This is a genomic window from Ensifer sp. GW821-FHT05G01, from assembly GCF_059419585.1.
In genome coordinates this window covers 237,320-250,580 of sequence record NZ_JBWKSC010000008.1, presented here as the reverse complement: position 1 = coordinate 250,580, position 13,261 = coordinate 237,320, and the positions used below count along the sequence as shown (strand labels likewise).

Below are 13,261 nucleotides of genomic sequence, written 5' to 3'. Positions count from 1 at the left end.
CGTCGCATCGATAGCGATCGGCATCGCAAAGAGTTCGCCCGGGCCTCCCGGCTGCCGATGGGCCCGAAGTCCCGACGAATCACTTGAATTGCCGTGATCTGCGGGTGGCGCGCAATTTGCGCCATTGCGCCCTTCATTTCCTGTTTCGTTTGTTTTAAGGAACGAACTCGTTTGGCCAACAGCCACCGCACTGCAACGAGGTTTCTGCCCCCATGCTCGAATTCCTGAGAAAAGCCGCCCAGACCTGGGTCGTCAAAGGCCTGCTCGTCATTCTCGTGCTGTCATTCATGGTGTGGGGCGCATCGACATCGATGATCGCGAACCAGTCGGATGCCGTGGTCGTCGTCGGTGACGTCAAGGTCAAGGCGCCGGACTTCCGGCTTGCCTACGAGCGGCAGCTCGCACTCGTTTCCCGGCAGCTCGGCACCCGCCTGACGCCGCAGCAGGCAAAGGCTTTCGGCATCGAGCAGCAGGTCTATTCCCAGCTCGTCGCGGGTGCAGCCCTCGACCAGCTCGCCGGCGACATGAACCTCGGACTTTCGGAAGACCGGCTGGCCAAGCTCATCGCCGAAGATCCGGCCTTCCACAGCGTCAACGGCCAGTTCGATCGCATGACGTTCTCCAGCGTTCTGCGCAACGCCGGCCTTCGCGAGCAGGACTACATCAACAACCGCAGCCAGGTTGCCGTGCGCTCGCAGATCGTCGATGCCCTGTCCGACGGCTATATCGCACCGAAGGTGCTGAGCGACGCGATCGCGTCCTACCGTCACGAAAAGCGCACGATCGACTACGTCCTGCTGTCGAACGCCAACATCGACCCGGTAAAGGCGCCGGGCGATGACGTTCTTGCCCCCTGGTATGACAGCCGCAAGGCGAACTACCGTGCGCCGGAATACCGCAAGGTCACCTACCTGAAGCTGGCGCCCGAAGATCTTGCCGACGTGACGACCGTCGTCGATGCGGACGTCCGCGCCGACTACGACAAGCGCAAGGACAACTTCCGCACCGAAGCGTTGCGTACGATCGAACAGCTCGCCTTCCCCTCGCGTGAGGCAGCGGACGCTGCAGCAGCCAAACTCACGGCTGGCACATCCTTCGACGACCTTGTGAAGGCCGAAGGCAAGACGCCGGCCGACGTTCTGCTCGGCGAGTTCACCCCTGCAAATGTTCCGGACGCCAAGATCGGCGAAGCCGCCTTTGCGATCGCCGCCAATGGTGGCACCTCGCCGGTCGTCGATGGCGCCTTCGGCCCCGTGATCCTGCGCGTGACGAACATCCGTCCGGAAACGGTGCGCAGCTTCGATGAAGTGAAGGAAGAACTGCGTAAGGAAATTGCGCTGGCAAACGCGCAGGGCGAAATTGTCGGCCTTCACGACAAGATCGAGGACGAGCGCGCTTCCGGCGCCTCGCTCAAGGATCTGGCTGAGACCCTCAAGTTGAAGGTTGCGACCATTGATGGCATCGACGCAACCGGCAAGGACATGAACGGCGATGATGTCGCTGGTCTGCCCGAGCCGAACGCTCTGCTGCAGGAAGTCTTCAAGGCCCAGATGGGCGACGAGACGCTGCCGGTGAACATCGGCCGTGACGGCTACGTCTGGTTCGACCTCGACGAAGTGGTTCCGGCACGGGATCGCACGCTCGACGAAGCACGTGACGAAGTGGCAGCGGACTGGACAGCAGAACAGCAGCGCACGGCTCTCGCAACCAAGGCCACGGAGCTGAGGCAGCGCATCGAAAAGGGCGCGACGCTCGCCGATATCGCGACGGAACTGGGTCTTGCCGTCGAAACGAAGGCCGGATTGACCCGGTCGACGTCGGACGCGGCCCTGAGCCCGGCCGCCGTTGCTGCCGCCTTCAGCGGTCCGGATGGTCACGTTGCCAACGCCGCCGGTATCGGTGGCGACGGTCAGATCCTGTTGCGTGTCACCTCGATCGAGAACAACGGCCCAACCGACGCGCTCGAGGACGACAGCCGCCAGATCCAGGCCATGGCCCGCGCCAGCGGCGACGACATTCTCGACCAGATGGTCTCGACGCTGCAGTCGGCCTACGGTGTTTCGATCAATCAGACGCTTGCCGAAACGGCTTTGGCACAGAGATAAGCGGCAAGGAAAACAACCGATGAGTGATCTGAAACCGTTTGTCGCCAAAGTCGCCGCCGGCGAGGCACTCAACCGCGAAGACGCACGAGCGGCTTTCGAGATCATCATGTCGGGTGCGGCGACGCCATCGCAGATTGGCGGCTTCCTTATGGCACTGCGCGTCCGCGGTGAAACCGTGGATGAAATCGTCGGCGCGGTTGCCGCCATGCGCGCCCGCATGTTGCCGGTCGATGCTCCGGCCAATGCCGTCGATATCGTCGGCACTGGCGGCGACGGCGCCGGCACCTACAATATCTCGACCTTGGCCTCGCTGATCGTCGCGGGTGCGGGCGTCCCGGTCGCCAAGCATGGCAATCGCGCGCTGAGCTCCAAGTCCGGTACGGCCGACGCGCTGTCCTGCCTCGGCGTCAAGCTCGATATCGGCCCGGAAGCGATTTCACGCTGCATCCGCGAAGCTGGCGTCGGATTCATGTTTGCCCAACAGCATCATTCCGCCATGCGTCATGTCGGCCCGACGCGCGTCGAGCTCGGAACCCGCACGATCTTCAACCTGCTCGGACCGCTCTCCAATCCCGCCGGCGTCAAGCGGCAGCTCGTCGGCGTCTACGGGCCGCAGTGGGTCCAGCCACTGGCGGAGGTGCTTCGCGACCTCGGATCCGAAAATGTCTGGGTCGTGCATGGCGAAGGTCTCGACGAGATCACCACCACCGGCACGACGCAGGTCGCAGCTCTCGAGAATGGCAAGATCAGCACCTTCAACCTCACGCCGGGCGATTTCGGCCTGCAGACGGTCACTCTCGACGCCTTGAAGGGCGGCGACGGCGCGCATAACGCCGTTGCGCTCCAGGCTGTGCTCGATGGTGCTGAAAACGCCTACAGGGACATTTCGCTTGCCAATGCGGCCGCATCGCTGATGATTGCCGGCAAGGCTACAAATCTTAGTGAAGGCATGACGCTCGCCCGCCAATCGCTTGCAAGCGGTGGCGCCAAAGCGGCGCTGCAGCGCCTGATCAGCGTTTCGAACGCTGCGTGAGATAGGAAAGCAACATGACCGATATCCTGCGCAAGATCGAAGCCTATAAGCGCGACGAGATCGCCGCGGCCAAATCGCAAACCTCGATCGAGGACCTGAAGGCCCGCATCGCCGAACAGTCCGCTCCGCGCGGGTTCCATGCGGCATTGTCCGCACGCCAAAATGAGGGCCGATTCGGCCTGATCGCGGAAATCAAGAAGGCGAGCCCGTCGAAAGGCCTGATCCGCCCTGATTTCGATCCGCCGGCCCTGGCGAAGGCCTATGAGGCTGGCGGCGCAGCCTGTCTTTCTGTGCTGACCGACGGACCGAGCTTCCAGGGGGCTCCGGCATTCCTTGAGGCTGCGCGTGCAGCCTGCGCCCTTCCAGCGTTGCGCAAGGACTTCATGTTCGACACCTACCAGGTGCTGGAAGCCCGCGCCTGGGGTGCGGATTGCATTTTGCTCATCATGGCTTCGCTGAGCGACGACGACGCCCGCCGCCTGGAGGATTCTGCCTTTTCTCTCGGGATGGATGTCCTCATCGAAGTGCACGACGCCGAAGAGATGGAGCGGGCGCTCAAGCTTGCCTCGCCGCTGGTCGGCATCAACAATCGCAATCTGAGAACATTCGACGTCGACCTCGCAGTATCAGAGCAATTGGCATCCATGGTTCCGTCCGATCGGCTGCTCGTCGGCGAAAGCGGCATCTTTACCCATGACGATTGCAAGCGACTGGAATTGAGTGGCATCACCACATTCCTGGTTGGCGAAAGCCTGATGCGCAAGAGCGATGTCGAGACAGCAACACGCGCACTCCTGACCGGCTCCGAAAGCGTCCTGGCGGCGGAATGATGAGCAAGACCACGCTCACACACCTCGACAGCAGCGGCGAAGCGAACATGGTCGACGTCGGCGACAAGGCCGAGACAGTCCGCACCGCCACTGCCGAGGGCCACGTGCGCATGCGCCCCGAGACGCTTGCGCTGATCCTAGAGGGTGATGCCAAAAAGGGCGATGTCATCGGCACGGCGCGGCTGGCCGGCATCATGGCCGCCAAGCAGACGTCCAGTCTCATTCCGCTCTGCCACCCGCTGATGCTGACCAAGGTGTCAGTGGACATTGTGCCCGACCCGGCCCTACCGGGCTTGCGGGTCGAGGCACTTGCCAAGCTGACCGGCAAGACCGGCGTCGAGATGGAGGCGCTGACCGCCGTCAGCATCGCCTGCCTGACCATCTACGACATGGCGAAGGCTGCCGACCGGGAGATGGAAATCGGTGGCATCCAGCTTGTGAGCAAATCCGGCGGACGGTCGGGCGATTACCAGCGTCGAGGAGACTGACGGACGATGTCGCTGCTTTCCGTCGAAGATGCGCTTGACAGGATCCTCGGCAGCGCCAGCCCGCGGCAGGCGATCGAAGAGATCGGCCTGCATGACGGCCTCGGTCGTGTCCTGGCGCAGGATGTCGCTGCGCGCGTGACCCACCCCGCCTTCGACAATTCCGCGATGGATGGTTATGCCGTGCGCCACGACGATGTCAGCACCGTCGGCGCCGAACTCGGCGTCATCGGCCAATCCGCTGCAGGCCATGGCTTCGGTGGCGAAGTAAACGCCGGGCAAGCCGTTCGCATTTTTACCGGAGCGCCGCTTCCTGCGGGCGCCGATACCGTCATTATCCAGGAAGACACCGAGCAGCTTGCGGATAGCAGAATTCGCACCTCGTTTGCACCCGGCAAGGGGCGGCATATCAGGCTGTCCGGCCAGGATTTTACAGCCGGCGAGACGGTGTTGCATGCGGGCGACGTGCTGGATGCCGGCCGACTGACTGTCGCCGCCGGCATGAACCATGCGACCTTGCCGGTCTTCAAGAAGCCTTTGATCGCGATCCTTGCCACCGGTGACGAGTTGCTGACACCCGGTAGCATACCTGGCGCCGATCAGATCATAGCCTCCAATACCTTTGGTGTTGCCGCCATTGCGCGCGACAATGGAGCCGATGTCCTCGACCTGGGTATCGTCCCGGACAACAGCCGGGCGATTTCAGCGGCCGTAGAGCAGGCAAGTCTCGCGCGAGCCGACGTACTCGTCACCCTTGGCGGCGCCTCGGTCGGCGATCATGACCTCGTGCAGTCGACATTGCTTGCAAACGGGATGACGCTCGATTTTTGGCGCATTGCCATGAGGCCCGGAAAGCCCCTGATGGTCGGCCAGCTCGGCGGCATGGCGGTACTCGGCCTGCCGGGCAATCCCGTCTCCAGCCTCGTTTGCGCGCTCCTATTTCTCGAGCCCCTGATCCGAAAGCTGGCGAGCCTGGCGGCGCGCGACCGTCTTACCACCGCGCGCCTCGCCTCGCCCTTGCCTGCCAACGACAAGCGCCAGGACTATGTGCGTGCGCGGCTTTCGAAAGATGCGCACGGTTCCCTTTTGGCCCATCCCTTCCAGCGGCAGGATTCGTCGATGATGAAGGTGTTCGCACAGTCCGATTGCCTGATCGTTCGCGCGCCGAACGCCGAAGAGGCGCCGGTGGGCTCGCGCTGCCAGGTCCTCCAGCTCAGATAGCCCCGTATGCGCGGTCGCGCGACATGTTGCGCGCACTCGAGGCGCCGGACATCGCATCCATTGCAGCGCATCGGACACAAAGAATATTTGCGGTGGCATTGTCATATGCCCGACACAGCAACCCTTTAATAACGCAATTATTCAATCATCGCTTGAGGCGAATGACTACGGATGTACTAGCAGGCGCCGTGATGATTTGAGGGAAAGGTCGGGTATTGCCCGACCTTTTGCTTTTCTAAGCTATCCGCTTTTCCCGAACGACGACTGCGTCTGTCAAAGCGCCTTTGGCCAGCGGCCGGTCCGCGACGCCCAGGAGGGGCGCCGCGTCCTCATCAGGACGTCAGGCAGCGGTGTTCTCGCAGCGGCTGACGAGGATCTTATCGATACGGCGGGAATCCATATCGATCACTTCGAAACGATATCCATGGGCAATCGCGATATCGCCCTCTTCGGGCGTCTTGCGCAGCTGCTGAACCAGAAAGCCCGCGATCGTTTCGAAGTTTCCATCGGCATCGATGCCTTCGATGCCGATGGTCAGATGGATTTCATCGATCGGCGTTCGTCCATCGACAAGGTAGGTCCCATCCTCGCGCTGGCGGATCAGGGCGTGCTCGAGATCGTCATAGTTCGACGGCAGCACACCGACGATCGCCTCGAGAATATCGGCGATGGTGATGATGCCTTCGGTGCTGCCGTATTCGTCGACGATCATAGCCATGTTGATGCTTGACGACTTGAAGGCATCGAGCGCCTTCAGGCAGGACGCGGTTTCCGGCAGTGTGTGGATCTCGCGCACATATTTGCGAACATCGAGCGGAACAGATGTCGGCGCATTCAAGATTTCCTTCGCCAGAACGGCACCAATAACGTCGCCGCTTGGTCCATCAACAACGGGATAACGGGAGTGGCCATACTGGCGGATCTTCTCGCCAATGGTCTCCAGGCTGTCGTTGATGTCGATGAAGCTCATCTCGGTGCGATGCGTCATGATCGACTTCACGTTGCGGTCGCCGAGACGGATGATACGGCGGAGCATCTCGTGCTCCGACTTTTCGATCGCGCCGCTCTCTACGCCTTCCGCCATGATCGCGTGAACTTCCTCTTCGGTCACATGGTCCGGATCATCCGGACGGATGCCGAGCAGGCGCATCATCAGCGCTGCCGAGGTTTCGAAGAGATAGACGATCGGTGCGACGATGCGTGACAGAAGCGTCATCGGCCGGGCGACGAACATCGCGAAGCCCTCCGAATTCTTCAGTGCCAGCTGCTTGGGGATCAACTCACCGATAACGACGGAGAGGAACGTGATGAGCGTGACCACGATCGCGACGGCCACCGGATGGCCGTAGGGGTTGATCCAGGCGATGCTGTCGAAGAACGGCGCGAACTTGGCTGCGATGGTCGCGCCACCGTAGGCGCCGGCGAGCGTGCCAACCAATGTGATGCCCACCTGGACGGTGGAAAGAAACTTGCCGGGGTCTTCCGCCAGCTTCAATGCCGCTTCGGCGCGGAGATTTCCCTGTTTTGCCATCTGGCGAAGCAAGGGCTTGCTTGCCGAGACGATTGCCATTTCCGAGAGAGCAAAAAATGCGTTGATCAAAAGCAGGACGAAAATGACAAAAAATTCGGACATGGTCTCCAAGTCACCGTTGACGAAAAGTCGCCCAATCGAGAGCGACCGTTCACCAAATAAGGCCAGCGGGCGATCCGGGCAAGCGCAAGTCTCGAAATCCGTGTCACCAAATGCACTTCACCCGTATTTCGCGAGGAAATACCTGCCCAAAATGGGAAACTTTGGAGAAGCTGGCTTAACGTTCGCCCGAGCGAAGGGCGCCGCGCACCCGCTCGCGCCCGATCTTGATGACATTTTCCATCGCGGCGCGCGCGCCTGCCTCGTCGCGACGGCCGATCTCCTCGACGATCCGGATGTGATTGCGGGCGACTTCGTCGACGCCGCCCTTTTCCTCGACCGGGGAACTCAGCTTAAAAATGCCGACCAGCGCCGCCTCGATCAGTCCGCCGACCGTGCGCATGAACGGATTTCCCGAAGCCTCGGCAATCGACAGATGGAACTTCAGGTCGGCATAGGCGAGACTCTCGGCCGTGTGGCCGGCTTCGCCCATGGCGACTGCGAGACGCATCATCCGGCTGATCTCGGCATCCGACGCGTTCCTTGCCGCAAGCGCGGCCGCATGCGGCTCGAAGGCCAGGCGCACTTCGCTCAGGTGGTGAAGGAAAGCCTCATCCACGCCGCATTCGAAATGCCAAGTCAGGATATCGTTGTCGAACAGGTTCCAGTCGTTTCTCGGCGTGACGCGCGTGCCGATGCGGGCGCGCGGAACCACCAAGCCTTTGGCAGCAAGCGTCTTCATCGCTTCGCGAAGAACCGTGCGCGACACCTTGAAACGCGCCGCCAGTTCCGGATCGCCAGGCAAGATCGACCCGATCGGGAACTCGCCTGAAACGATCGCCTTGCCGAGCTGGTCGACCACATGCGCATGACTGGTGCGCTTCCGCGTCCCGGAAAGGACCGTCTCCAGCAAACTCCTGTTCAACCCACCTCCTCCAGGCACTCCCTTGCCTGACAGCGCCGATTGCGGCGCCTCAACATGCGGTTTGCCACCGAACCCCTCTCCCCACGAACGGGACAGGCGAACGTCGAAGTGATCAACCGATTCCTCAGAGCATTACACGAAATACGGCCATGCTGCACTAGTGTCGAAACCGGCGCGCACGACCATTGATTGCAACGACTTCCGCGAGGAGAACAACACCATTTCACAGTTGCAAACGAGCCGCCGTGGCGTCACGAGCACCCGTCTAGAACGACAAACCCCGCCGTAGCGGCGGGGTTTGCATATTAGCCAATCTCTTCAGCCAAGCTCACTTCGGCAGCTGGTCGTCAACGCCTTCGACGTAGAAGTTCATGCCGAGCAGCGTACCGTCATCCGACGACGCGCCTGCTGCCAGCCACTCGCTGCCATCCTGCTTCTTCAGCGGGCCGGTGAACGGCTTCAGCTCGCCCGACTTGATCTTGGCTTCCGTATCCTCGGCCAGCTTCTTCACGTCGTCAGGCATGTTGGTGTAGGGCGCCATCGTCAGGATGCCGTCCTTCAGGCCGTCCCAGCTCGACGTGGTTTCCCACTTGCCGTCGAGGAAGGCCTGGGTGCGCTTGATGTAGTAGGCGCCCCAGGTGTCGACGATCGCGGTCAACTGGGTCTTCGGGCCGGCGGCGATCATGTCCGATGCCTGGCCGAAAGCCTTGATGCCGCGCTCTGCGGCAACCTGCATCGGAGCGGTCGTGTCGGTGTGCTGCGTCAGGATGTCGACGCCCTGGTCAACCAGCGCCTTGGCGGCATCGGCTTCCTTGCCCGGGTCGAACCAAGTGTTGGCCCATACAACCTTGATCTTGAAGTCCGGGTTGATCGAACGCGCGCCGATAACGAAGGAATTGATGCCCATCACCACTTCCGGGATCGGGAACGAGGCGATGTAGCCGGCGACGCCCTTTTCAGACATCTTGGCTGCGATCACGCCCTGGATGTAGCGGCCTTCATAAAAGCGGCTGTTGTAGGTCGCCACGTTCGGCGCAGTCTTGTAGCCGGTGGCATGTTCGAACTTCACGTCCGGGAACTTCTGGGCGATCTTGATCGTCGCGTCCATGAAACCGAAGGACGTCGTGAAGATCAGGCCGCAGCCGGAGCGAGCCAGGCGCTCGATGGCGCGCTCGGCATCCGGGCCTTCCGGAACGCTTTCAAGGAACTGCGTCTCGATCTTGTCACCGAGCGCCTTTTCCAGCTCCAGACGGCCGATATCGTGGGCCTGCGTCCAGCCGCCATCGGTCTTGGAACCGACATAGACGAAGCAGACCTTGGCCTTTTCCTGGGCGGCAGCGGCACTGGCAAAGCCGATGACAGCAGCGGTACTTGCGAGAGCGAGCAGTAGTTTTTTCATTTTCTTGACCTCTGTCGGTTTGAGAAACGTCCGTCTGGATTGTTATGTCACCGATCTGGCACAAACGGCTTACCGAGCGATGCCGGCGTATTGATCAAGGTCGTGCGCCGGTTATGTGAAATGAGAATGAGGACGATGATCGTCGCGAGGTAGGGAAGCGACGACAGGAGCTGCGAGGGTATGCCGAGGCCGAAGGCCTGCGCGTGCAGCTGGCTGATGGATACGGCGCCGAACAGATAACCACCGGCGACGAGGCGCCACGGGCGCCAGGACGAAAACACCACCAGCGCAAGCGCGATCCAGCCGCGCCCGGCAGACATGTTCTCCACCCATTGCGGGGTGTAGACCAATGATAGCTGAGCACCGGCCAAGCCTGCGCAGGCGCCGCCGAACATCACCGCGAGATAGCGCGTCCTGATGACGTTGACGCCAAGGGCATGGGCCGACGCGTGGCTGTCGCCGACTGCGCGCAGCTTCAGACCCGCGCGGCTTTTGAACAGGAACCAGTGAACACCCGCTACCAAAGCGATGGACAGATAGAAAATGATATCCTGCCGGAACAGCAACGGCCCGATAACGGGGATATCCGACAGCAGCGGAATGGCGATCGGCTGCAATTTGATCCCCTGCATGCCGAGAAAGCCCTCGCCGAGCATGCCGGAGACGCCAAGACCAAGCAGCGTCAGCGCCAGGCCGGTTGCCACCTGGTTGGCAACCAACGTCAGGGTCAGGAATGCAAAGAGCTGCGAGAACACGGCGCCGCAGACGATGCCCGCCAGAATGCCCAGGTAAGGCGACCCGGTGATCTGGGTGGCAGCAAAGGCGCAGACGGCGCCCATGACCATCATACCCTCGACACCGAGATTGAGCACGCCGGAACGTTCCGTCACGAGCTCACCCAAAGCGGCAAGGACAAGCGGTGTCGCGGCAGTGATGACGCTCAGCAATATGGCTTCGACGATCCCCATCAGCGGCTCCCGTCCAGATCTGACGCAGTAAACCGGTACCAGACCAGCCGGATGCGATAATGAATGAGCGTGTCGCAGGAGAGCACGAAGAACAGGAGCAGGCCCTGGAAGACGCGCGTCACCTTGTCGGACACGCCGAGCGACAGCTGTGCCGCCTCGCCGCCGAGATAGGTCAGCGCCAGCACCAGACCGGCAGCGATGATGCCGAGCGGATTGAGCCGGCCGAGAAACGCCACGATGATCGCCGTGAAGCCATAGCCGGGCGAAATCACCGGCCGCAGCTGCTGGATCGCGCCACTGACCTCCGAAATACCGGCAAGACCGGCAAGCGCGCCCGACAGCAGCATCGAGAACCAGATCATCCGCCGCGACGAGAAGCCGGCAAAGCGCCCTGCACGTTCGGACTGTCCGAGAACCGAAATCTCGAAGCCCTTCAGCGTGTAGCGCATCATGAACCAGACGAGGATCGCCGCTATGATGGCGAATGCAAAGCCCCAGTGGGTGCGCCCCGATGCGATCATTTCCGGCAGGATTGCATCGGCGGCAAAGGTGCGCGTCTCCGGAAAATTCATCCCGCCCGGATTTCGCCAGGGGCCGCGCACGAGCCAATCGAGAAACAGCTGGGCGACGTAGACCAGCATGAGGCTCGTCAGGATCTCGTTGGTGTTCATGTGCGCCTTGAGGAAGGCGGGAATGGCAGCAAACAACGCACCGCCGAGCATGCCCATCAGCATCATCAGAGGCAGCACCAGCGGCGACTGCCAATCATAAAATACCACTGGCAGGATCGAGCCGGCGATCGCCCCCATGATGAACTGCCCTTCGGCGCCGATGTTCCAGTTGTTCGACCGGAAACAGACGGAAAGGCCGACGGCGATCAGGATCAGCGGTGCAGCCTTGATCGCCAGCTCATGCAGCGACCAGACCTCGCTCAGGGGCTCGACGAAAAAGCTGTAGAGCGCCGTGACCGGGTTCTTGCCGAGCAGAGCAAACATGATGCCGCCGAAGACGATCATCAGCAGGAAGGCGATGAAGGGAGAGAGAATCGAGAACAGCGTCGATATCTTGGCGCGCTTTTCCAGTTCAATGCGCATGCACTGCCCCCGTACCTTCGGTCTTGCCGTACATGCCGCCCATCAGCAGGCCGATCTTTTCGCGAGAAAGCTCGCGCGCCGGATAGGGATCGGACAGCCGCCCCTCGCTGATCACCGCGATTTCGGTCGCCACTTCGAAGATCTCGTCGAGGTCCTGGCTGATCACCAGCACCGCGGACCCGGCCTTGGCGAGATCGACAAGCGCTTGCCGGATACGGCTTGCAGCACCCGCGTCGACGCCCCAGGTCGGCTGATTGACGACCAGGACGGCCGGCTGACGGTCGAGTTCTCGACCGACGATGAATTTCTGCAGGTTGCCGCCCGAAAGCGATCCCGCCGGCGGGTCTTCCCCGCTCTTGCGCACGTCCATCGCCTCAGAGATGCGTCTGGTCGCCGTGGCGACCGCGTCTCGGCGGATGACGTTGAGGAATCCGCCGCCGAGAAATGCCTTGGCATCTGAGCGGCTTCTGGCCAGCACGAGATTGTCCGAAAGCGGCATGGCCGATACCGCAGCGTGGCCGTGGCGTTCTTCGGGAACAAAGCCGGCGCCCATCAGTCGTCGCGCGTTGATGTTTCTGGTGCCGACCGGCTTTTGCCTGATCTGCACGGCCGCGTCATCGGCAACCGGATATTCACCGGAAAGCGCATCGAAAAGCTCGCCCTGGCCGTTGCCTGCCACCCCGGCAATCGCCAGCACTTCGCCGGCGCGCACCTTGAGACAGATGTTCTTTAGGGAGACGGCGAACGGAGTGCGTGCGGAAACGGACAGATGCCGCGCCTCCAGCTGCACGTCGCCCTTGGTGCTGGTGCCCTCGGCAGTCACCGCCGCGACGTCGCTTCCCACCATCATGCGTGCCAGCGACGCCGGCGTTTCGACCCTGGGGTCGCAGGCGCCTGTGACTTTGCCGTGGCGAAGCACCGTGGCGCGATCGCAGATGCGCTGCACTTCCTCGAGCCGATGGCTGATATAGAGAACCGAACGTCCTTCCGCCTTGAGCTTATTCAACGTCTCGAACAGCCGGTCGGCTTCCTGTGGCGTCAGCACCGATGTGGGCTCGTCGAGGATGATGAGGCGCGGGTTCTGCAAGAGCGCACGGACGATCTCGATACGCTGGCGCTCGCCGACGGAGAGATCGGCCACATGCGCCTTCGGATCAAGCGGCAGGCCATAGGCGTGCGACAGGCGCGACGCTTCTTCGGCGACCTTGGCGAGCGAAACGTTGCCGTCCATCGACAACGCGATGTTTTCGGCGACGGTCAGCGCCTCGAACAGCGAAAAATGCTGGAAAACCATGCCGATGCCGAGCTTGCGCGCCGCAGCCGGGCTGGCGATGCGCACGTTGCGCCCCTGCCACACGATCTCGCCCGCCGTCGGTGCGAGGACGCCGAACAGCATCTTCACCAACGTCGATTTCCCGGCACCGTTTTCGCCGAGAAGGGCGTGGATTTCGCCCTGGTCTATCTGCAGGTTGATGTCATTGCAGGCCGCAAATGAGCCAAACAATTTCGTCAGGTTGCTCACAGTCAACAATGGACCGTTCGCAGTTGCTCCCTCAACAGGCACGCTGCCC

General features: G+C 61.9%; 11 protein-coding genes. 5 read left to right on the top strand and 6 right to left on the bottom strand.

What is annotated here, in order from left to right:
• Positions 1-212 precede the first annotated feature (212 nt).
• From AC07UR_RS20785 to AC07UR_RS20765, 5 genes are read left to right on the top strand one after another with little or no spacing between them, the layout of a single operon-like run.
• A complete protein-coding gene (locus AC07UR_RS20785) occupies positions 213-2,105 on the top strand; it encodes a peptidylprolyl isomerase (RefSeq protein ID WP_209792368.1) in 1,893 nt (630 codons plus the stop codon).
• A 19-nt stretch (positions 2,106-2,124) separates the two neighbouring features.
• Positions 2,125-3,138: an anthranilate phosphoribosyltransferase gene (gene trpD / locus AC07UR_RS20780; protein ID WP_209792366.1), complete on the top strand. Its 1,014-nt coding sequence runs from the start codon at positions 2,125-2,127 to the stop codon at positions 3,136-3,138.
• Between the two features lie 14 nt (positions 3,139-3,152).
• Positions 3,153-3,968 carry an indole-3-glycerol phosphate synthase TrpC gene (gene trpC, locus AC07UR_RS20775; protein WP_209792364.1) on the top strand — a complete coding sequence of 272 codons (816 nt, stop codon included), beginning with the start codon at positions 3,153-3,155 and terminating at the stop codon, positions 3,966-3,968.
• The gene (gene moaC / locus AC07UR_RS20770) at positions 3,968-4,456 is read left to right on the top strand and encodes a cyclic pyranopterin monophosphate synthase MoaC (RefSeq protein ID WP_209792361.1); all 489 of its coding nucleotides are present in this window, start codon (positions 3,968-3,970) and stop codon (positions 4,454-4,456) included. The genes trpC and moaC overlap by 1 nt, the downstream gene beginning before the upstream one ends.
• Before the next feature lie 6 nt (positions 4,457-4,462).
• The gene (locus AC07UR_RS20765) at positions 4,463-5,674 is read left to right on the top strand and encodes a molybdopterin molybdotransferase MoeA (protein WP_209792360.1); all 1,212 of its coding nucleotides are present in this window, start codon (positions 4,463-4,465) and stop codon (positions 5,672-5,674) included.
• Between the two features lie 340 nt (positions 5,675-6,014).
• Here the strand turns inward: AC07UR_RS20765 and AC07UR_RS20760 are convergent, their stop codons facing one another.
• From AC07UR_RS20760 to AC07UR_RS20735, 6 genes are all read right to left on the bottom strand, one after another.
• A complete protein-coding gene (locus tag AC07UR_RS20760; RefSeq protein ID WP_173419924.1) occupies positions 6,015-7,307 on the bottom strand; it encodes a hemolysin family protein in 1,293 nt (430 codons plus the stop codon).
• A gap of 175 nt (positions 7,308-7,482) precedes the next feature.
• Entirely contained in the window at positions 7,483-8,229 is a 747-nt protein-coding gene (locus AC07UR_RS20755) for a FadR/GntR family transcriptional regulator (RefSeq protein ID WP_173419923.1), read from the bottom strand.
• A 328-nt stretch (positions 8,230-8,557) separates the two neighbouring features.
• Positions 8,558-9,628: a BMP family ABC transporter substrate-binding protein gene (locus AC07UR_RS20750; RefSeq protein WP_173419922.1), complete on the bottom strand. Its 1,071-nt coding sequence runs from the start codon at positions 9,626-9,628 to the stop codon at positions 8,558-8,560.
• Positions 9,629-9,675: 47 nt separating this feature from the next.
• Positions 9,676-10,596 carry an ABC transporter permease gene (locus AC07UR_RS20745; protein ID WP_173419921.1) on the bottom strand — a complete coding sequence of 307 codons (921 nt, stop codon included), beginning with the start codon at positions 10,594-10,596 and terminating at the stop codon, positions 9,676-9,678.
• Positions 10,596-11,690: an ABC transporter permease gene (locus AC07UR_RS20740; protein ID WP_209792359.1), complete on the bottom strand. Its 1,095-nt coding sequence runs from the start codon at positions 11,688-11,690 to the stop codon at positions 10,596-10,598. The genes AC07UR_RS20745 and AC07UR_RS20740 overlap by 1 nt, the downstream gene beginning before the upstream one ends.
• Positions 11,680-13,254 carry an ABC transporter ATP-binding protein gene (locus AC07UR_RS20735; RefSeq protein ID WP_209792358.1) on the bottom strand — a complete coding sequence of 525 codons (1,575 nt, stop codon included), beginning with the start codon at positions 13,252-13,254 and terminating at the stop codon, positions 11,680-11,682. Before AC07UR_RS20735 ends, AC07UR_RS20740 begins: the two co-directional genes overlap by 11 nt.
• Positions 13,255-13,261 lie beyond the last annotated feature (7 nt).